The organism is Polymorphospora sp. A560 (assembly GCF_045781765.1).
In the GTDB taxonomy this organism is placed as follows: Bacteria; Actinomycetota; Actinomycetes; order Mycobacteriales; family Micromonosporaceae; genus Polymorphospora; species Polymorphospora lycopeni.
The window spans coordinates 4,659,245-4,678,709 of the sequence record NZ_CP122282.1; the positions used below are offsets into that span (position 1 = coordinate 4,659,245).

Annotated in this window: 17 protein-coding genes; 7 read left to right on the top strand and 10 right to left on the bottom strand. The window is 72.2% G+C overall.

Annotated features, from left to right (window positions below; translation table 11 throughout):
• Nucleotides 1-10: 10 nt before the first annotated feature.
• Nucleotides 11-1,969 carry a BTAD domain-containing putative transcriptional regulator gene (locus QCD66_RS20745; protein WP_375732815.1) on the bottom strand — a complete coding sequence of 653 codons (1,959 nt, stop codon included), beginning with the start codon at nt 1,967-1,969 and terminating at the stop codon, nt 11-13.
• A 107-nt stretch (nt 1,970-2,076) separates the two neighbouring features.
• Here QCD66_RS20745 and QCD66_RS20750 point away from each other — a divergent pair, with 107 nt between their 5' ends.
• A complete protein-coding gene (locus tag QCD66_RS20750) occupies nt 2,077-2,955 on the top strand; it encodes an alpha/beta fold hydrolase (RefSeq protein ID WP_375732816.1) in 879 nt (292 codons plus the stop codon).
• Nucleotides 2,956-3,002: 47 nt separating this feature from the next.
• On the opposite strand, the gene QCD66_RS20755 is transcribed toward QCD66_RS20750, so the two are convergent.
• Nucleotides 3,003-4,829: a right-handed parallel beta-helix repeat-containing protein gene (locus QCD66_RS20755; protein ID WP_375732817.1), complete on the bottom strand. Its 1,827-nt coding sequence runs from the start codon at nt 4,827-4,829 to the stop codon at nt 3,003-3,005.
• A 353-nt stretch (nt 4,830-5,182) separates the two neighbouring features.
• On the opposite strand from QCD66_RS20755, the gene QCD66_RS20760 reads away from it, so the two are divergent.
• The 4 genes from QCD66_RS20760 to QCD66_RS20775 all read left to right on the top strand — a co-directional run bounded on the left by QCD66_RS20760 (nt 5,183) and on the right by QCD66_RS20775 (nt 7,450).
• Complete coding sequence (locus tag QCD66_RS20760) at nt 5,183-6,544, top strand: pectate lyase (protein ID WP_375732818.1); 1,362 nt, start codon at nt 5,183-5,185, stop codon at nt 6,542-6,544.
• A 105-nt stretch (nt 6,545-6,649) separates the two neighbouring features.
• Nucleotides 6,650-6,973 (top strand): nucleoside deaminase, encoded by a 324-nt coding sequence (locus QCD66_RS20765; RefSeq protein ID WP_375732819.1) that lies wholly within the window; start codon nt 6,650-6,652, stop codon nt 6,971-6,973.
• Nucleotides 6,974-7,012: 39 nt separating this feature from the next.
• Nucleotides 7,013-7,177 carry a hypothetical protein gene (locus tag QCD66_RS20770; protein WP_375732820.1) on the top strand — a complete coding sequence of 55 codons (165 nt, stop codon included), beginning with the start codon at nt 7,013-7,015 and terminating at the stop codon, nt 7,175-7,177.
• 54 nt (nt 7,178-7,231) lie between these two features.
• Nucleotides 7,232-7,450 carry a hypothetical protein gene (locus QCD66_RS20775; RefSeq protein WP_357538965.1) on the top strand — a complete coding sequence of 73 codons (219 nt, stop codon included), beginning with the start codon at nt 7,232-7,234 and terminating at the stop codon, nt 7,448-7,450.
• Between the two features lie 84 nt (nt 7,451-7,534).
• Here the strand turns inward: QCD66_RS20775 and QCD66_RS20780 are convergent, their stop codons facing one another.
• From QCD66_RS20780 to QCD66_RS20800, 5 genes are all read right to left on the bottom strand, one after another.
• On the bottom strand, nt 7,535-7,834 hold the full coding sequence (locus QCD66_RS20780) for a hypothetical protein (protein WP_375732821.1): 300 nt from the start codon (nt 7,832-7,834) through the stop codon (nt 7,535-7,537).
• A 150-nt stretch (nt 7,835-7,984) separates the two neighbouring features.
• A complete protein-coding gene (locus tag QCD66_RS20785; protein WP_375732822.1) occupies nt 7,985-9,052 on the bottom strand; it encodes a LacI family DNA-binding transcriptional regulator in 1,068 nt (355 codons plus the stop codon).
• 101 nt (nt 9,053-9,153) lie between these two features.
• Complete coding sequence (locus QCD66_RS20790; protein ID WP_364206853.1) at nt 9,154-9,984, bottom strand: carbohydrate ABC transporter permease; 831 nt, start codon at nt 9,982-9,984, stop codon at nt 9,154-9,156.
• Nucleotides 9,981-10,976 (bottom strand): carbohydrate ABC transporter permease, encoded by a 996-nt coding sequence (locus QCD66_RS20795; RefSeq protein WP_375732823.1) that lies wholly within the window; start codon nt 10,974-10,976, stop codon nt 9,981-9,983. Before QCD66_RS20795 ends, QCD66_RS20790 begins: the two co-directional genes overlap by 4 nt.
• A gap of 57 nt (nt 10,977-11,033) precedes the next feature.
• Nucleotides 11,034-12,317, bottom strand: a complete 1,284-nt coding sequence (locus tag QCD66_RS20800; protein ID WP_375732824.1) for an extracellular solute-binding protein — start codon at nt 12,315-12,317, stop codon at nt 11,034-11,036.
• 260 nt (nt 12,318-12,577) lie between these two features.
• On the opposite strand from QCD66_RS20800, the gene QCD66_RS20805 reads away from it, so the two are divergent.
• Nucleotides 12,578-14,203, top strand: a complete 1,626-nt coding sequence (locus QCD66_RS20805) for a glycoside hydrolase family 43 protein (protein ID WP_364206859.1) — start codon at nt 12,578-12,580, stop codon at nt 14,201-14,203.
• Nucleotides 14,204-14,254: 51 nt separating this feature from the next.
• Here QCD66_RS20805 and QCD66_RS20810 read toward each other — a convergent pair whose 3' ends face one another.
• The 3 genes from QCD66_RS20810 to QCD66_RS20820 all read right to left on the bottom strand — a co-directional run bounded on the left by QCD66_RS20810 (nt 14,255) and on the right by QCD66_RS20820 (nt 16,910).
• Nucleotides 14,255-15,430 carry a zinc-dependent alcohol dehydrogenase gene (locus tag QCD66_RS20810; RefSeq protein WP_364206861.1) on the bottom strand — a complete coding sequence of 392 codons (1,176 nt, stop codon included), beginning with the start codon at nt 15,428-15,430 and terminating at the stop codon, nt 14,255-14,257.
• Nucleotides 15,431-15,447: 17 nt separating this feature from the next.
• On the bottom strand, nt 15,448-16,401 hold the full coding sequence (locus QCD66_RS20815) for an SRPBCC family protein (RefSeq protein ID WP_407566742.1): 954 nt from the start codon (nt 16,399-16,401) through the stop codon (nt 15,448-15,450).
• A gap of 107 nt (nt 16,402-16,508) precedes the next feature.
• Entirely contained in the window at nt 16,509-16,910 is a 402-nt protein-coding gene (locus QCD66_RS20820) for a S8 family serine peptidase (protein ID WP_375732826.1), read from the bottom strand.
• Nucleotides 16,911-17,358: 448 nt separating this feature from the next.
• Between QCD66_RS20820 and QCD66_RS20825 the strand changes: the two genes are divergently transcribed.
• Nucleotides 17,359-19,383 carry an FAD-dependent oxidoreductase gene (locus tag QCD66_RS20825; RefSeq protein WP_375732827.1) on the top strand — a complete coding sequence of 675 codons (2,025 nt, stop codon included), beginning with the start codon at nt 17,359-17,361 and terminating at the stop codon, nt 19,381-19,383.
• The last annotated feature ends 82 nt before the right edge of the window (nt 19,384-19,465 follow it).

Sequence of the window (19,465 nt, forward strand, 5' to 3'; positions counted from 1 at the left end):
TCGGCCCGGGTCAGGCCGACGCGACCCGGGCCAACCGGCCCAGCCAGCGGGCCGTGGGGCCGAGGGTCAGCAGCCCGCTTCCCGCGCCCGCGAGCTCGCCGGCGGCCGGTTCGAGGGCGGCGTGGGCGCGGCCGGCGAGTTCCCGGTCGCCGGTGGCGACGGCGGCCTCACCCACGAGGCACCACCGCACCTCGAGCAGGTGGTCCGGCGGCGGCCGCGGCACCGTACGCAACAGCGCCCGGGCCCGGGGCCGGTCGCCCTCGGCCAGCAGCACCAGCGGGCGGACCCACGGCTCGTACGGCCCGTAGTCGAGGCCGGGACCGGTCGGTGCCGGCCGGCCGTGCAGGAGCCGGAGCGAGAGCAGCGCGAGTGGGAGCAGCCCCTGTTCGAGCCCGGGCATGCCCGCCTCGGACAGGAGCCGCGCCGCCTCCCGGTAGGCGGCCGCGACGGTTCCCGGCTCCGCGCCGGTCGCGGCGGCCCGCATGGCGCGGTACCACCGCGTGAAGACGGCCACGAGCGGCGACTCGTGCCGCTCGGCCAGGTGTTCGGCGGCGGCGGCGTGGGTGTCCGCGCCGGCCGGGTCGGCGACCGCCGCCCGGGCCTGGAGCCGTACGAGGTGCCCGAGGATCTCGTACGTGGTCAGGCCGTGGCGGGACGCGACGTCGACGATCTCGGCTCCGATCCCGTCCCGGCGCGCGGCACCGCCCGCCTCGGTGAACGTGTGCAGGAAGACGCCGTTGAGGGCGAACACCAGCAGCGCGGGGTCGCCGAGCTCACGGGCGATCCGCTCGGCCTCCCCGGCGGCCCGGCGGGCGTCCGGGTCGTCCGTACCGCGACTCTCGATAGCGATCGTGGTCAGCAGCCGGGCCCGGACCGGATCGGGGCCGGCCGGACCGAGCGCGGCGAGGGTACGGCGCGCGGCGTCGACCACCTGACGCGCCTGTGCCGCGTCGTCGGACCGGCTCCAGATGGCGGGTACGTCGTACGCCCCGATGATGCGCGCGGTCAGCTCGGGGTCGCCGGCCCGTTCGGCCGCCAGGATCGCGGCCAACCGCTGCTCGCGGGCGGCGACGAGGTTCTCGCCCCCAGTGACCGCGAGGGTCCGCAGCAGGTCGACCGTCGACCGCAGCCCGGTCCGCGACCCGGCCGCGACGGTGCGCTCGTACTGGGCGGTGGCGCGGGCCCAGGGCTGGTCGTGGTCGTGCACCGGCGCCGTGAGCCGGCGGGACCGGTTGAGGACGTCGACCTCGAGGCGCCGCAGGTCGTCGCCCGGGTCGAGGCCGAGCCGGTCGACCAGCGTCTCCCGGGCCCGGCGCAACACCGCCAGCGACTCCCCCTGGCGGCCGTCGCGGTACAGCGCCAGGGCGAGCAGCCACCACGCCCGTTCCCGCCACGGATGCTCGGCGACCAGGGCGTCGAGGTCGGGTACGGCCCCGGCGGCGCGGCCGAGGTCGAGCCACGCCGCCGCCCGCGACTCGACGGCGTGCAGCCGCAGTTCGTCCAGCCGCCCGCGCGCGGCCCGGGCCCAGTGCGGGTCGGGGAACTCCGCGTAGGCGGTCCCCTGCCACCAGCCCAACGCCCGGTCGAGATCGTCGGCCGCCCGCCGCGCGGGTGCCTGCCGGGCCGCCCCGACGGCGTCCTCGAACCGCCAGGCGTCGACGGCGTCGCGAGACGGACACAACGCGTAGCCGTTGCCCCGTGAGACGAGCAGGCGGGACGGCGTACGCGGGGCGCGTTCCGGTTCGAGGGCCCGGCGCAGGGTCGCCACGAAGGTGCGTACGGCCCCCACGGCGCCCGCCGGCGGCTCCGCCCACAGGTCGTCGACCAGCCGGTCGACGGTCACGACCCGCCCCTCGGCGGCGACCAGGCGGCCGAGCACCTCGCGGTGCCGTGGCCCCTTCAGATCCAGCGGGTCGCCGGCCGGGCCGACCGCCCGGACCGGCCCGAGCACCTCGAAGACGACCGTCACCGCGCCATTGTCCGCCTCCCAACGCCCGGTGGTCGTGCTGATCCGTTGCTGATCGGGGCGCGCGACGGTGGTCGGGTCACCTGACCACGGACATCGGAAGGAACACCGTGACCATCACGATCCCAGGCTTCGAGTACCGGCGGGTCCCGGTCGCCCCCGGGGTGTCGCTGAACACCGCCGTCGGCGGCAGCGGCAGCCCCGTCGTCCTGCTGCACGGCTTCCCGCAGACCCACCTCATGTGGCGGCACGTCGCCGCCGCGCTCGCCGCCGACCACACCGTCATCTGCCCGGACCTGCGCGGCTACGGCGACAGCGACAAGCCGGCCGGGGACGACCCGGCGGCGTACGCCAAACGGACCATGGCCGCCGACGTCGTAGCCCTCGCCACCGCGTTGGGGTACGACCGGTTCGCGCTGGCCGGCCACGACCGGGGCGCCCTCGTCGCGTTCCGGGCCGGGCTCGACCACCCGGCGGCGGTGAGCCACCTCGCCTGCCTCGACGTCGTACCCACCCTCGACACGTGGCAGGTGCTGCACGGCGTGTCGGCCTCGGTCGCGTTCCACCTCTACCTGATGGCGCAGCCGGCGGGACTGCCCGAGACGATGATCGCCAACAGCGCCGACGCGTTCTTCGGCCACTTCCTCGACGCGTGGGGCACCGGCTCGGATGCCGTTCCCGCCGACGTCCGCGCGGAGTACCTGCGGGCCAGCGCGGCGGCCGTACCGTCGATCGTGGCCGACTACCGGGCGTCGGCGACCGTCGACATCGACGACGACCGGGCCGACCTCGACGCCGGCAACCGGCTGCGGATGCCGGTCACCGTCGTCCAGCAGGACTGGGGCGCGCAGCTCGGCTACGACGCGGGCGCGGTCTGGCGGGCGTGGGCTCCCGACCTGGAGCACCGGACGACCACCGCCGGTCACTTCATGGCCGAGGAGGCGCCGGACGAGATCGTGAAGGCGATCTCCGACCTGCTCGCCCGCTGAGCCGCACGGTGCCCGGCCGGCGACCACGGTCGCCGGCCGGGCCGAGGTCAGATCCGGGCGCCGACCGCCGCCCCGGAGACCGGGTGCAGGAAGTTCGACGACGGGATCGCGCCGGCCGCCGTACGCGGGCCGGTGATCACCGCCGGGTTGGTGCTGACCAGGCTGGCGTCGTTCCAGGTGCCGCCGATGTTCCACGAGTTGCCGCTGCCGGTCGAGGTCCCCATCGACACCGCCGTCCGGTTGCTCACCGACAGGTTGCCGGTCAGCGTCGACCGCGAGCGCGAGACGTTGAACCCGGTGCCGCCGTTGTCCCAGGCGGTGTTACGCGAGAACGTCATCGACCCGGGGTTGCCGTTGTCGACGAAGCCGCCCTGGGCGTTGTCGAAGGCGATGCTGTTGCGGACGGTGTGCGCGACCGCCGGGTCGTCGGGGTCACCGCCGCCCATCTTGAAGCCGTTGCCGTCGCCGGCGAAGTTCGGGAAGCCCCAGCGGTTGACGCCGTTGCCCCACGCCACCGAGTTCTCGATCAGGATCGGGGACAGGAACTCCCAGGCGTCGAAGCCGTCGTCGACGTTGTTCCACAACCGGGCTCCGCGGACGACGTTGCCGCAGCCGGAGCCTTCCTTGATCGCCAGCCCGTCGGCGCTCTCCCCGTTCTTGCGGGGATCCCGGTTGCCGTAGGCGTCCAGGTTCAGCACCTGGTTGTTGCTGGAGGCGCCCTGGATGTGCAGGCCGGTCTCGTAGTTGTCGCGGGTGACCAGCCGGTCGAAGACGTTGTTGCCGCAGTCCCGGCAGAGGATGCCGTACGGCCCGTTGGCGATCTCCAGGCCGACGAACCGCCAGTACGACGCCTCGATGTGGAACACGCCCCGCTCGGCGTTGGGGATGCTGCCGTTCAGCGGTGCGGGGGTGTGCGGCAACTGCTCGCCGTCGATCAGGACCCGTTCGGTGCCGTACCGGGTGATGGTGATCGGCGCGGACGCGGTGCCGCTCTTGAGGACCTGGATGTTGCTGGTCGGGGCGTAGGTGCCGGCCCGCAGGGCGATCGTCCCGCCCGGGCGGACCAGGTCGACGGCGCGCTGGATGGTGCGCAGCGGCTGCGCGACGGTGCCGGGCGCGGCGTCGTCGCCGTTCGGGGCGACGACGAGCTGGTCACCGGCCGGCGGCGGGGTCGTGGGTGGCGGCGTCGTGGGTGGCGGGGTGGTCGGCGGCGGAGTGGTGGGGGGCGGGGTGGTCGGCGGGGTCGAGCCGCCGGAGTCGACCGTGACGTCGTCGAAGCTGGCGCTGGCGTACGCGGTGACCAGTCCGATGCGGCCGGCGGTGACCAGGCTGTTCGTGGCGCTGCCGACCTGGGTGCCGTCGACGAAGCCGCGGATCGTACTGCCGCTGACCTCGATCCGCAGCGTGTGCCAGGTGCCGGCGGCACCGAAGCCGGTGGCCGAGCCGAGCGACGTGATGGCGCTGCCGTTCACGGCCTGGAGTTCGGCGCGTCCGCTGCCGAGCAGGGCCAGCCGGTACATCCTGGTGGCGCTGCTGGAGCGGGCGGCCAGGGCGGCCAGGCCGCCGGAGCCGTACGAGACCGGTTTGACCCGGGCCTGGACGGTGTAGTCCGTCCAGCCGGTCTGGCCGGCGAACTGCCGGGCGAGCTGGCTGCTGGCGCTGGACTGGTGGAACACCGGGGAGCCGTCGGTGACGACCGCCCAGGTGCCGCCGGATTTCGACCAGCCGCCGCTGTCGCCGTCGTCGAAGTTGTCGGAGTAGACGGTCGCGGCGTGGGCCGTCGAGACCATGGTGACGGCCAGGGCGGTGGCGGTCGCCGCGGCGCCGACGGTGGCGAGTACGCCCCGGCGGCCGGTGGTGCGCTTGTCGGGCACAGGTTCCTCCTGGTCAGGGGATGTCCCTCGATCGGCGCCGTACGCGGAGGCCCGGACTCCGGTGGTGCCAGACGGATCGAGGATGCCAAGAAAGGGCTTTCCCGTCGGTCAGGGTAGGGCGGCGGCGAATGGTCGTCAATGCTTCGACAGCCGCCCCCGACCCCTGCCATGATCCGCAGGGGACATCGATCCACTTGTCTTGACGGAATATGTCGGCGGCGTTACGTTCATCCGGCGGAATGCGCTTTCCCGCAGGTGGTGCGCTCGTGTCGGGGCAACGGCCAATGCACGCCATCCCCCATCACGAGCCTGTCAGGGTTGGTTGACAGGCGCCCGTTTCCCGGAGGTTCACCATGGGTGGTTCCCCCACCTTCCGCCGGCGATTGCGGACAACCGCCCTCGCTGTCGGCAGCGCGGCCGTCGTCACGGTCGCGTCCATCGGATTCACCAACCTGGCCAACGCGGCCACCGTCTTCGACGCCACCTTCGAAAGCGGCAGCACGAGCGAATGGTCGAAGTCCGGCGGCACCTGGAGCGTGGTCAGCGACGGCTCCAGCGTCCTGCGGCAGACCAACGCGGGCAGCGAGAACGCCCGCCAGTTCGCCGGCGACACCGGCTGGACCAACTACACCGTCCAGGCCCGGGTCAAGCCGCTCAGCTTCGGATCGAACGGCCACGTCGGACTGCTGGCCCGCGCGTCGGGCTCGACGAAGTTCTACCGGCTGGCCCTCGTACCCGGTAACCAGGTCCAGTTGCAGGCGGTCAGCGGCAGCTCGGTGACCGTACTCGGCAGCACGACCCAGTCGGTCTCCACCGGCTCCTGGTACACCCTGGCCATCGAGGTGTCCGGCAGCACCATCCGCGGCCGGGTCAACGGCACCCAGTTCGCGTCGGCGTCCAACAGCGCCATCTCGGCCGGCCGGATCGGCCTGCAGACCGTGTACGCCAGCGCGTCGTTCGACGACGTGTCGGTCAACACCGGCGGCGGTACCAACCCGACGCCGACCACGCCCGGCCCGAACCCGACGACCCCGCCGCCGACCACCCCGCCGCCGGGCGCCTGGCCGTCGCCGACCAGCCAGGTCAAGGTCAACGACACCATCCAGGTGCCGAGCAGCGGCCTCGACGGCGGTCTCAAGCGCTACTACGGCATCGGCGACGGCGGCCAGGGCGAGAGCCAGGACCCGATGTTCGTGCTGGCTCCCGGCGCGACCCTGCGCAACGTCATCATCGGCGCGCCCGCCGGTGACGGCGTGCACTGCGAGGGCAACTGCACCCTGATCAACGTCTGGTGGGAGGACGTGGGCGAGGACGCCGCCACCTTCCGCGGCGGCAGCACCTACCTCGTCGACGGCGGTGGCGCCCGCTCCGCCAGCGACAAGGTCTTCCAGCACAACGGCGGCGGTACGCTCACCATCCGCAACTTCCAGGTCGAGAACGCCGGCAAGCTCTACCGGGCGTGCGGTAACTGCAGCACGTCGTACCAGCGGCACGTGGTGATGCAGAACATCACGGCGCGCAGCACGAAGGCGCTCGCCGGTATCAACACCAACTGGGGTGACACGGCCCGCTTCTCCAACATCACTGTCTACGGCAACACCGTCATCTGCGAGAAGTACCGGGGTGTGCCGAAGGGCAGCGAGCCGACCAAGATCGGTGAGGGCGCGGACGGCGTCAACTGCATCTACAACGAATCCGACATCACCCGCCGGTAGACACGGCGACACCAGGCGGCGCGGTCGGTCCCGACCGCGCCGCCGCACCGTGCGCGACGACCTCGGGTACCGTCCCGGCAGGACTGTCCGATCTAGACTCACCCGATGACGCCGGACGAGATGGTCAGGGCCGCGCTGGAGGTCGCCGAGGCGGGTCTGGCCGCCGGCGAACAACCGATCGGGGCCGTGGTCGTCATGGGAGACGAGATCATCGGCCGGGCCTACACGCAGGAGAAGGCCCGTGGGCGCCGGCTCGTGCACGCCGACCTGCTGGCGATGATCGAGGCGGACGAGGCGCTGGGCTGGCGCCGACGGCCGCACCCCCTACGCCTGGCGGTCAATCTCGAACCGTGCGTGATGTGCCTGGGGACGGCCATGGCGCTGCGGGTCGACGAGGTCTACTTCGCGCTGGAGTCCCCGGACGACTAAGGAGTCGCGGTCGCCGCGAACTGGCGCCCGGACCGCGAGTTGGCCTGGTTCTCGGCCCCGAGCATCGTGGGCGGCATCCTCCGCGAGGAGAGCCGGGACCTGTTCCGCCGCTACTGCGCGACCGTGCCGGACAGCGCGCTGCGCCGGTGGATACAGACGCTGGTGGACCCGCCGGGACGAGTTGCCCCGGCACCGGTGGAATGACGCCGGGACTGTGGGGAAGGCGGTGACTGACCGGCACCTCGAGAGGAGCCCGCGATGAGCAGTCACACCGGCAGGAACGCGAACCGTACGGAGTCGGCCCGCGCCCGGCGCCACCCGGGCAGCGGCGCCCGCGGCCGGCAGGGCGCGACCGTGGAGCAGTCCGAGAAGGGCCGCCACCAGCGGACCGCCACCGGCACCGCCTCGACCGAGCGCGACCAGGGGCGGTCCAAGCTCGGGCGGGACGGCCGCGTCCACGGCCAGGGCACCGGGTGACCGGGCGGCCGTCCCGCGCCTCCTGACGCGGGACGGCGTTCCCGTGATCCGGCGCCTCAGGCCGGGCTGACCCGCTTGCGGCCCTCAGACCGGGCTGACCCGCTTGCGGCCGAGCCCGAGCTTGCGGCCGTTGCGCCGGCTCATCCTCGTCCCCTTCACCCCGCGGGTGACCGCGCCGGCGCTGCGCGTCGCGTGCTGGCCGCCACGCTCGGTCCGCAACGGCCGCTTACGGCCGGCCTTGGCCGCCTTGCGCCCCACCAGGACGCCGAGTTGCGCCGCCAGTTCCTCGGCCCGCATCGCGAACGCAACCCGTCGCCGTTTCGTTCCGTTGCGTATCGCGTCGAGCCGTGCGCTGCCGCCGCCCGACTTCGGTCCTCGTCCCATCGAACACCCACCTTTCCCCGGTTGACCGGCAGTCCTGCGACTTCCCACCAGGGCCGCCGGCATTCCCGCCGACCAGCCGGTAGCCCGACCCTGCCGTGATCCGCGATGTCGGGCACGGCGAGGAAGGTCATCCGGCGGCGGGTGCCGTCATCAGACGTGCCCACCGGAGGTCGTCCCGGCAACCGGTCCGGTGGTGGAGCGCGCCTTGCCCGGCGGGGGTGCGGTGCTGTCGCGGATGACAAGTTCGGTGGCGAGTTCGACCCGCGGGCTCTCGATCTTCTCGCGCCGGGCCAGGCGGAGCACCGTACGGGCGGCCAGCAGGCCCATCTCGGCCAGCGGCTGGCGGACCGTGGTGAGCGGGGGCGACGACCAGCGCACCTCGGGCAGGTCGTCGAAGCCGACCACGCTGACGTCGTCGGCGACCCGCAGGCCGCGGCGGCGGATGGCCTCGTAGACGCCGAGGGCCATCTGGTCGCTGGAGGCGAAGATCGCGGTGGGCGGGTCGGGCTGGTCGAGCAGTTCGTTGCCGCTGGTGAAGCCGGCCTCGTGGTAGAAGTTGCCGGGACGGATGAGGTCGTCGTCGATGGGCAGCCCGGCGGCTTCCAGGGCGGCGCGGTAGCCGTCGAGGCGGGCGCGGCTGCACAGCAGTTGCGCGGGGCCGGCGATGAACCCGATCCGGCGGTGGCCGAGCCCGATCAGGTATTCGGTGGCGCGCAGACTGCCGGTCCAGTTGGCGGCGCCGATGGTCGGGGCGCCCTGGGTGGGCAGGCCGGCCGGGTCGACGATGACGACGGGGATGTTGAGCCGGCGCAGTTCGGCCTGGAGCGGTGGCTCCAGCACCGAGGTCACGAAGATGACGCCCTCGGTCGTACGGGCCCGCATGTTGTTCAGCCACTGCTTGGCCGACGAGGTCTTGCGGTGGATGGCGGAGACGACGGTGCCGACGTCGGCGGCGTGCGCCACGTCCTCGACGCCCCGGATGATCTCCACCGCCCACGGGCTGTCGAGGTCGTTGAAGACGAGGTCGATCAGGCCGGAGGTGCTGCGTACGGCGGTGGGCCGGCGCTGGTAGCCGTGGCGGTTGAGCACCTCCTCGACGCGTTCGCGGGTCTGCGGGGAGACGTCGGACCGGCCGTTGATGACCCGGGACACCGTGGGTACCGAGACGCCGGCCTCGCGGGCGATCACGGCGATGGTGACCCTGCGGTTGTCGTCCACTGCGGCTTGCTCCTTCTCGCTGCGCAGGCACGGGTGGGGGCCTGGGGGGCGGTGGCCCCTACCGCACCGTAGGTGAGGTCGGGGCCACCGGTGGTCGGGGGTCAGCCCTTAACGCTACCGGCGAGCCCGGCGACCAGTTGCCGCTCGGCGACCGCGTAGAAGGCCAGGGCGGGCACCATGGACAGGACGACGTACGCCAGCACGCGGGCGGTGTCGTCGGCGTACTGGCCCTGGAACGCCTGCACGCCGACGGGCAGGGTCCACCAGCTCTGGTCGGTGAAGACGACCAGCGGGAGCATGAAGTTGTTCCAGCTCGCCACGATCGCCAGGACCGAGACGGTGGCCAGGGCCGGACGGGCCATCGGCAGCAGGATGCGCCAGAAGAACGCGAACGCGCCGCAGCCGTCGAGGGTCGCCGCCTCCTCCACCTCGCCGGGGATGCCGCGGAAGAACGACCGCAGGATGATGATCGTGACCGGTAGCCCGAACGCGGCCTGGGGCAGGATGACCCCGAGCGGATTGTCGAGCAGCCCCAGGCTGCGCAGCAGGATGAACAGCGGCAGGATCGCGACCGTGAAGGGGAACATCAACCCGGCCGCGAAGAGGGTGAACAGGGCTTCCCGGCCACGGAAGGTGAACCGGGCGAACACGAACGCGGCCATCGCCGAGGCCCCCACGACGACGACCACCGTGGCCAGTGCGATCAGCGTGCTGTTGGCGAGTTGCCGCCAGAAGACCTCGGAGGTGAGGATGCCGAGGTAGTTCTCCGGCACCCACGGGTCGGGCAGGCCGAGGGGGTTGGTGGAGAGCTGCCCGTTGTCCTTGAACCCGCCGAGCACCCCGAACCCTATCGGTACGACGATGAGCGCGCCGATGGCGATCGAGACGACGTGCAGGACGGTTCTCCGCAGGTGAGCCTGGGTCCCGGTCACCGCTGGACCCCCCTCGTGGTGAGTGCGCCCTCAAGGTCGCGGCGCAGGACGAAGCGTTGGTAGAGCAGGGCGAAGACGAGGCTGAGCAGGAACATGACGATGCTGATGGCGCTGGCGTAGCCGACCTCGAAGCGGCGGAAGCCGTACTGGAACATCGTCACGGCGAGGGTTTCGGAGGCGTGGGTCGGGCCGCCGCCGGTGAGGACCCACACCATGTCGAAGAGCTGGATGGTGCCGATGATCGACAGGAAGAGACTGATCCGGATCGTCGGTCCGAGCAGTGGCAGCGTGACGTGCCGGAACACCTGCCATCCGCTGGCCCCGTCGGTGGTGGCGGCCTCGGTCAGTTCCCGGGGTATCCCCTGCCGGCCGGCCAGGTAGAGGATCATGTGGAAGCCGAAGTACTTCCAGGAGATCACGAAGAACACCGCGTAGAGGACGGTGCCGGGGTCGGCGAAGATCGAGCCGCCGAGTTCGGCGGCGCCGAACCAGCCCAGCACGGTGCTGCCCAGGCCCCGGCTGGGTGAGAAGACGAGCGTGAACAGGACCGCCGTGGTCACCTCGGACAGCACGTACGGAGCGAAGAACACCAGCCGGTAGACGGCCCGGCCCCGTAGCGGCTGGTTGAGCAGCAGGGCCAGGGCGAGCGACACCGGCAACTGGATGACGACCGACAGGACGATGAGGACGAGTGCGCGCCGCAGGTCGCCCTGGAAGATCGGGTCGCCGAGGGCGCGGCTGAAGTTGTCCAGGCCGACGAAGTCCTCGGGCAGGTTGAAGCCGTTCCACTTGAACAGGCTGGTGTAGCCGGCGACCAGGATCGGCACGATCACCAGGAGCAGGAACAGCACCAGGGCCGGGGCGAGGAAGAAGAGGATCGTGCCCAGGCGGCGTAGGCCGGGCCGGCGGTCGGGCCGTGGGGCGGCCGTCGGCTTCGGCCGGGCGGGCGTGGCCGCGGTGTCGGGGCGCGGACCGGTCACGGATCGGGTCACCGTGACCGCTCCGCTCGCCGGTCGCCGGGGGTGGCGGGATCGGGAAGGCGGGTCACGTCACTGGTTCTTCGCCACCGTGGTGATGTCCTTGACGACCTGCTCAGGTGTCTTGGACCCGGCGACCAGTTCGGCGACGCTGTCGTTGACCTGCTGGCCGAGCGCGGGCGGGTATGCCTGGTCGAGGTAGAGCTGGAAGCCGGTCGCCGCGGCCAGGCTCGCCGCGACCGCCTTGCCGTTGGGGTCGGCGATCGCGTCCACCGCGTCGCGTACGGTCGGCAGCACCGCGCCGGTGGCCGCGGACTTGCGCTGGTTGCCCGCTTCGAGCAGGGCGCGCAGGAAGTCGACGGTGGCGGACGGGGCGTCGCGTCCCACGGCGAAGCCGTTGCCCCCGCCGAACACGTCGGACACCGTGCCCTTGCCGCCGTCGACGGCCGGGAACGGGAAGAAGCCGAGCTTGTCGCCCAGGCCCTTCTTGTCGGCGGACAGCGATGCCTGCACCGACGGCGCCCACTGGCCCATCAGTTCCATCGCGGCACCACCGTTGACCATGGTGGCCGCCTGGCCGTCCGGTGAGCTGTAGTCGGCGCCGAGGAAGTCCTTCTGGAACGGGGCGAGGTCGACCAGTTCCTTCAAGCGGGTGCCGGCGGCGACGAGGTCGGGGGTGTCGAAGTTGGCGTCGGTGCCGGCCTGCTGCAGGGCGGTCGGGCCGCCGATCCGCATGGCCAGGTAGGACCAGTAGAAGTGGGCCGGCCACTTCTCCTTGCCGGCGAGCGCGATCGGGGTGATCCCGGCGGCCTTGATCCGGCTGACGGCGGCGAGGAATTCGGTCCAGGTGGTCGGTACGGCCGCGACGCCGGCCCGGGTGAAGAGGTCCTTGTTGTACCAGAAGCCGACCATGCCGACGTCGAACGGAATGCCGTAGATCTTGCCGTCGATGGTGAACGGCTCGACCGACACCGGCAGCAGGTTGCCGATCCACGGCTGTACGTCGGCGGTGAGGTCCTTGACCAGGCCGGCCTCGACCTGCTGCCGCAGCACTCCCCCGCCCCACGACTGGAACAGGTCGGGTGGGGATCCGGCCTGCGTGGCGGTGGTGAGCTTGGCCTTGAACGCCTCGTTCTCCAGCGGCTGGATCTCGACCTTCAGGTTGCCCCGGGCCGCCTCGTACTCCCTGGCCATCGCCGCCCAGACGGAGAGCATCGGCTCGGTGTTCTGGATGTGCCACCAGTTGACGGTCTGGGCACCGTCGGGGTCGGTGGCGTCGTCGCTGCAGGCGCCGAGCAGGAGCGCGCCGGCGCTGGCACCGGCGAGGCCCATGAGGGATCTACGGGAGAGGCGCATTGTCTTGATCCGTCCCTTCGGGGGTGGTTGCAGGGCACTCGGATGCCGGCTCAGCACCGGAACATACGGGGAGAATGGCCGAAACTTTCAGGCTGGAGTCAGCAGCTTCCATCGATGACCGGCACGTTACGACGCCGATACAGCACGGGTCAAGGGCTGTCCTGCATAGAACAAGACGGATACCGTGTGCCAAGACCTGAGCGCGACTGATCAAAACTTTCGGAAAGTCGCCGGAAGCGGCACACCTGGAGGGCCGAAACATGTCGACCGACATCGCGGGGGTGGCGACGGCCGCCACGTCGATCCGCAATCCGATCCTGAGCGGCTTCCATCCCGACCCGTCCATCCTGCGGGTGGGCGACGACTACTACCTGGCCACCTCGACCTTCGAGTGGTATCCCGGGGTGCGGGTGCACCACTCGCGCGACCTGGTGCACTGGCGGGCACTGGGCGGCATCATCACCGAGCGGCGCCTGCTCGACCTGCGCGGCGCCGGCGACTCCAACGGCGTATGGGCACCTGATCTGTCCTATGTGGATGGCTTGTTCCACCTGGTGTACAGCGACGTGGCCAGCTTCGCCAGCGGCTACTGGGACCCGCAGAACTACCTCATCACCGCGCCCGACATCGGCGGCCCCTGGTCGGACCCGGTCCGGCTGCACGCCCACGGGTTCGACGCCTCGCTCTTCCACGACGACGACGGCACGAGCTGGCTGCTGGCCCTGAGCGCCGACTGGCGCCCCGGCCGCGACCGCTTCGGCGGCATCGAGATCCAGCGCTACGACCGGGCCGCGCGCCGCCTCGTCGGCCAGGCCCGGCTCATCTTCGCCGGCACCGAGGCCGGTGTCACCGAGGGGCCGCGCCTCTACCGGCACGACGGCTGGTACTACCTGGTCACCGCCGAGGGCGGCACGAGCTGGGAACACCAGGTGACCGTCGCCCGGTCCCGGAACCTGCTCGGGCCGTACCTGACCGACCCGGCCGGCCCGCTGCTGACCTCCGCCGGCCGCCCCCACCTGCGGTTGCAGAAGGCCGGCCACGGCAGCCTGGTGCGCACCCAGAGCGGGCAGTGGTATCTGGCCCACCTCGTCGGGCGGCCGTACAGCCCGCTGGGCAACTGCGTGCTCGGGCGGGAGACCGCGCTCCAGCCCGTCGACTGGCCGGCCGGCGACTGGCCCGCCGTCGCGGGCGGGGTTCCCGCCGACGAGATCGCCGCCCCCGACCTGCCCGCACACCCCTGGCCGGCGGAGCCGGCGAGCGACGACTTCGACGAGCCACGCCTACGCACCGCCTGGTCCACGCTGCGCCGGCCGGCCACCCCGGACTGGGTCGACCTGACCAGCCGCCCCTCCCACCTGCGGATACACGGCGGGCAGTCGCCTGTCGGCCGGCAGGCACCGAGCCTGGTCGCCCGCCGGGTCGGCGCCACGCACTGCTCACTGGAGACGGTGCTGGAGTTCGACCCCGCCGACCACCGGAAACTCGCCGGCGTGACCGGCTACTACAACACCGCCAACTGGTACTACGCCTACCTCACCCGGGCCGACGACGGCCGGCGGGTGCTCGAGGTGCTCAGTTGTGACAGCGGCCGGCTGACCGCCCACCCCGGGCTGCGCGTCGACGCCGACACCGCCGGCCCGGTGGGGCTGCGGGTGACCTTCGACGGTCCGGTGCTGCACTTCGCGTACGACCTCGGTGACGGCTGGGACGAGTTGCCGGCCCGGTTCGACGCCACCACCCTGTCCGACGAGCACGCCGCGATCATGGTCGACGGCGAGCCGGCCGCCTGGGGCTTCACCGGCGCCTTCCTCGGCCTGTGGGTGCAGGACCTGGGCGCCGACGGCGCGTACGCCGACTTCGACCACGCCACCTACCGGGAACACTGAGGCCGGACAGACCCGCCGGGGCCGGTGCGCCCGGCCCCGCGCCACCCTCGGTCACGGCTTCAGGACGACCTTGACGCAGTCCTCCCGCTTGTTCTTGAAGATGTCGTAGCCGTGCGGCGCGTCGTCCAGGCGCATGGTGTGGGTGATGATGGCGCTCGGGTCGATCTCGCCCTTGCGGATGCGGTCCAGCAGCGGGCGCATGTAGCGCTGCACGTGCGCCTGCCCCGACCGCATGGTCAGGGACCGGTTCATGAACGACCCCATCGGGAACTTGTCGATGAAGCCGGTGTACGCGCCGATCGCCGAGATCGTGCCACCGTTGCGGCAGCTCAGCACCGCCTCGCGCAACGCGTGCGGCCGGTCGGTCTCCGCCTTCACCGTCTGTTTGGCCTTGTCGTACGCGTGCAGCGCCGCCGACGCGTGATGGCCCTCCATCCCGACGGCGTCGATGCAGGCGTCCGGCCCCCGGCCGGCGGTCATCTCCCGCAGCGCGTCCATGACGTCGGTGTCCTCGTAGTTGATGGTCTCGGCGCCCGCCCGCTCCCGGGCCAGCCGCAGGCGGTACGGGAACCGGTCGATGACGATGACCCGGCCCGCGCCCAGTAGGAACGCGCTCACGGCGGAGAAGTAGCCGACCGGTCCCGCGCCCCAGACGGCGACGACGTCGCCGCGGCTGATGTCGCACATCTCGGCGGCCATGTAGCCGGTGGGTAGCACGTCGGACAGGAACAGCACCTTCTCGTCCGGCAGGTCGTCCTCGATCTTCAGCGCGCCGACGTCGGCGAAGGGCACCCGCGCGTACTGCGCCTGCCCACCGGCGTAGCCGCCCAGCAGGTGCGAGTAGCCGAAGATGCCGGCGGGTGAGTGCCCCATCGCCAGCTCGGCGACCGCCGCGTTGGGGTTGGAGTTCTCGCACAGCGAGTAGAGGCCGCGTTCGCAGGAGGTGCAGTTCCCGCAGGCGATCGGGAACGCGACGACGACGCGGTCGCCGACGCGCAGTCCGTCGCGTACGCCGTTGCCCAACTCGACGATCTCGCCCATGAACTCGTGGCCGAGTACGTCGCCCTTCCTCATCGCCGGAAGGTAGCCCTGCAACAGGTGCAGGTCGGATCCGCAGATCGCCGTCGAGGTGACGCGTACGACGGCGTCGCGCGGGTTGATGATCCGCGGATCGGGCACGTCCTCGACCGCCACGTTGTTCGGGGCGACCCAGCAGTTCGCTCTCATGTTCCCTCACCTTCCGGTCAACGCGTCGCGAGCGGCTGCGCCGGGCGCTGCATCATCTGTTGTCGCAGGCTGGTCCCCTCCGGGCTGCCGTCGGACCGGGTGATCTCGCCCGTCTCGATGACCTGCTTGAACCGCCGCAGGTCGTCGCAGATCTGCTGGTGCGGGTTCTCACCGAAGAGCTTGGCGATCCGCGCGCCGAACCTGCCACCCGGCGCGGTGAACCCGAGTTCGACCCGTACCTCGGTGCCGCGCCCGCCGCCGGCCGGGACGAAACGTACGCAGCCGGAGTTCGGCAGCCCGCCGCCGGCGACCGAACGCCACATGATCAGCTCGTTGGGGCGGTCGTCGACGACCTCCGCCTCCCAGTCCACGGTCTGCCCGGCCGGCGCCTTCGCCGTCCAGTGCGACCGCCGGTCACCGGTCGTCCGCACCGACTCGAGGTGGTACATGAAGCGCGGCAGGTTCTCGAAGTCGTGCCAGAAGCGGTACGTGTCCTCGACGCCGCGGTTCACCGTCACCGAGGCACGGACGCGGTCACCGGTCGTGCGCCGGGCACCCCGGGTGGTGCGTACGGCCGTGTAGAGGTCGACGGCGGCGATGCCGGCGACCGCCAGCGTCGCGTACGTCAGGCGCTGCCGCCGGTCCCCCTGCCGGTCCCGCATCGCCATGGCGCACGCGGCCAGGTCGACGGCGTCGCCGGCGACCCGCGCCCACATCCCCCACCGGGCCCGGCGCGGGATCAGCAGCGCCGCCGCGGTGCCGAGTTCCCGGGCGCCGGCGATTCGCAGCACGGTCCGCGCCGTCGGGGAGTCGTCGACACCGCAGAGCCGGCTGACCGCCGGCTGCGCGGCGAGGGCGGCGACGCCCAGGCCGAGGCTGAACCAGCCCAGGATGCGTGCCATCGACTGCGGTTCGCGGTCCTCGGATTCCCGCTGGATGCCGAGGGCGTCCGTCACCGAGCGGACGTCCATCGAGTCTCTACCGCCCATTGTTCCTACCGCCCATTCGCCTCTCCTCGGTCCGATGGTGGTGCCGCCGGTCACCGGCGGCGCGGCGCGCATTCCCGCAAATGCGCGGTTCACGCCTGCCGACGCGGGCGGGGTGGCAACCGACGGTCGGGACGGCCGAGTTGACCGTGGCCGGGGTGGCCGTCGGGTTGCCGCTGGGATAGATCACGGCGGCACCGGCGACGTACGGTGCGGCGAACGAGGTGCCGCCCGGTGTACGTCGCGGTGTCGCTGGTCCGCCAGACCGAGGTGATGTCGACGCCGGGGGCGAACAGGTCGAGCGCCGTGCCGTAGTTGGACCAGGTGGGGCGGGTGTCGGTGCGGTTGGTCGCGCCGACGGTGAGAGCCTGGGTAAACCGGGCCGGGGAGGTGTTGGCCGCCGGGACGCCGGAGTTGCCGCAAGGGCGCCGTTTCCGGCCCGGAAAGAACGCCAGAAGCCATCGACAAGTTGGCCGTCGCCGATCAATTGCCATTTCTTACACAGCCCGCTCCATTCGCAATTCCGATGACAAAGAAAATTGAGACAAGGCGATGTGAATTCGAGACCGAAGCCACCCCGCCGACCGGGCCGCGCCCGGAGCGCAGCAACCCGGCACGCCGACACCGTGGACCTCCAGGCCGAACGCCGGTCAGCGGGAGCCGCCACCCCCCTCCGAGATCACCTCCGGCACCGCGGCATCCCGGCCGGCACCCCCGGAACCTGCCGGCATCACGCCCTTGACCAGGGCGAAACATCACGCACGGCAACAACGGTGACAGGCGCCCGCCACCGGGCCGCTACACAAAGTTAAAAATCGACGAACTGTTGACTGGCGATCGGAGCCCGTTCTAGCGTTCCCCTCAATCGAACGGCGTACGGCAGATCGGAACAGGGCCAGCGCCGCTCGGTCAAGCGGGACAGCCTCGAGAGGGGGTCCGGACATGGCCGTCGATGATCTGCACCGGCTCTTCACGCCGGTCCAACTTGGCCGGGTGGCGTTACGCAACCGGGTCTTCGTACCAGGACACACAACCAACTTCGGGCGCGCCAACGAACCCACCCGACGGCACGCCGCCTACCACGCCGAACGGGCCGCCGGCGGGGTCGGCCTGATCGTCACCGAGGCGATCCGCGTCCACCCGACCAGCGCCGGGCGGCACATCAGCCTCGGCAGCTTCGACGACGCGTCGATCCCCGCGTACGCCGCCGTCGCCGACGCCGTACACCAGCACGGGGCGGCGCTGTTCGCCCAGATCATGCACGCCGGGCGGCAGGCCAACGGCGACGCGACCCGCACCGCGGCCTGGTCCGCCTCGCCGCTGCCGTGGGCCACCGGCGCCCACGTGCCGCACGCGATGGGCCGCGCCGACATCGCGGTGGTCGTCGCCGCGTTCGCGGCCGCCGCCCGCCGGATGCGCGAAGCCGGGTACGACGGGCTGGAGGTCCACGCCGGACACGGCCACCTGCTGCAACAGTTCCTCTCCCCGAAGACCAACCTGCGCGACGACGCGTACGGCGGCAGCCCGGCCAACCGGCTGCGGCTGACCCGCGAGGTGCTGACCGCGGTGTTCGCGGCCGCCGGCGACCTGCCCGTCGGCCTGCGGGTCAGCGCCGACGAGTTCCTGCCCGGCGGCCTCGACCCGCACGCCGTGGTGGAGATCGTCGCGACGCTGCGCGCCGAGTTCCCGCTGGCGTTCGTCCACGTCAGCCACTCCGCCTACCACGGCAGCTACTCGCTGGCGACGCAGATGGCCGACATGAGCTTCGGACACGCTCCGTTCCGCCACCACGCGGCACTGTTCAAACGCGAGTTCCCGGACCTGCCGGTGCTCGCCGTCTGCCGGCTCGACAGCCTGCCCGAGGCGGCCGAACTGGTCGCGGACGGCGACGCCGACCTGGTCGGCCTGGCCCGCCCGCACATCGCCGACCCGCACCTGGTGCGCAAGGCGATGGCCGGCCGGCACCACGAGGTCCGCTCCTGCCTGGCCTGCAACCAGGGCTGCATCGGACGGCTGGAGAGCAGCCTGCCGATCTCCTGCGTGGTCAACCCGGAGGTCGGCGCCGAACGCGAATGGGCGGACGCCTGGTCGGACCGGTCCGCCGGCACCGCCCGCCGGGTACTCGTCGTCGGCGGCGGGCCGGCCGGACTGGAGGCGGCGCTGAGCGCCGCCCGCGCCGGCCACCGGGTGACCCTGGCCGAGGCCGGCGACCGGCTCGGCGGCCAGGTCACCCTGGCCGCCCGCGTCCCCGGCCGGGAACGGCTCGGCCTGCTCACCGACGACCTGGCCCGCGCCGTGACGGCCGCCGGCGTCGAGGTACGCCTCGGCGAGCGGATCGACACGGCCGACGTGCTCGCCGGCGATTTCCAGGACGTGATCGTGGCGACCGGCGCCCGCCCGGCGCGCCGCGAGCTGCCCGGCGGCCCGCCGGTGCTCGACCTCGCCACCGCCGTCGCCGACCTGGTCGAGCCGGCCGCGCCGCTCACCGGCGACGTGGTGGTGCTCGACGACGAGGGCACCTGGGCGGCGGCCTCGGTCGCCGAGCAGCTCGCCCGGCTCGGCGCCCGGGTACACCTGGTCTCGCCGACCGCCGGCGTCAGCGCCCGGATCACCACCTACTCCAAACTCGCCCTGCTCGACCGGTTCCGCCAGCTGGGCGTACGACTCCACCTGATGCGTACGGCGCACGCCGCCGGACCGTCCACCGTGGAGCTGATCGACCCGCTCACCGGGGACGCGGAGCCGCTGGCCGGAATCACCGCCGTCGTCGACGCCGGCGCCGCGACCGCCGACGACGACCTCTACCGGGCGCTGGAGTCCCGGCCGGACGGACCACGGGTCCACCTGGTCGGCGACGCCAACGCGCCCCGCACCGCCTTCGAAGCCGTCTACGAGGGACGCCTGGCCGGCGCGTTCCTCGGCCGCCACGACACCGGCCCGGCCCGCCGGGTGCTGCTCGCCCACTGACCGGGGGCGTACCCGCCGGCGGCGCCCGGGCCCGACCCGACTCCGACCGCCGCCATGACCAGACCGACCGACCGACAGGAGA

Coding starts and splice junctions, on each gene's coding strand:
- QCD66_RS20780 (WP_375732821.1), bottom strand. CDS start 7,834: ATGGGACGAGGACCGAAGTCGGGCGGCGGCAGCGCACGGCTCGACGCG.
- QCD66_RS20800 (WP_375732824.1), bottom strand. CDS start 12,317: ATGCGCCTCTCCCGTAGATCCCTCATGGGCCTCGCCGGTGCCAGCGCC.
- QCD66_RS20815 (WP_407566742.1), bottom strand. CDS start 16,401: ATGGACGTCCGCTCGGTGACGGACGCCCTCGGCATCCAGCGGGAATCC.
- QCD66_RS20775 (WP_357538965.1), top strand. CDS start 7,232: ATGAGCAGTCACACCGGCAGGAACGCGAACCGTACGGAGTCGGCCCGC.
- QCD66_RS20765 (WP_375732819.1), top strand. CDS start 6,650: ATGACGCCGGACGAGATGGTCAGGGCCGCGCTGGAGGTCGCCGAGGCG.
- QCD66_RS20810 (WP_364206861.1), bottom strand. CDS start 15,430: ATGAGAGCGAACTGCTGGGTCGCCCCGAACAACGTGGCGGTCGAGGAC.
- QCD66_RS20805 (WP_364206859.1), top strand. CDS start 12,578: ATGTCGACCGACATCGCGGGGGTGGCGACGGCCGCCACGTCGATCCGC.
- QCD66_RS20760 (WP_375732818.1), top strand. CDS start 5,183: ATGGGTGGTTCCCCCACCTTCCGCCGGCGATTGCGGACAACCGCCCTC.
- QCD66_RS20825 (WP_375732827.1), top strand. CDS start 17,359: ATGGCCGTCGATGATCTGCACCGGCTCTTCACGCCGGTCCAACTTGGC.
- QCD66_RS20820 (WP_375732826.1), bottom strand. CDS start 16,910: ATGGCAATTGATCGGCGACGGCCAACTTGTCGATGGCTTCTGGCGTTC.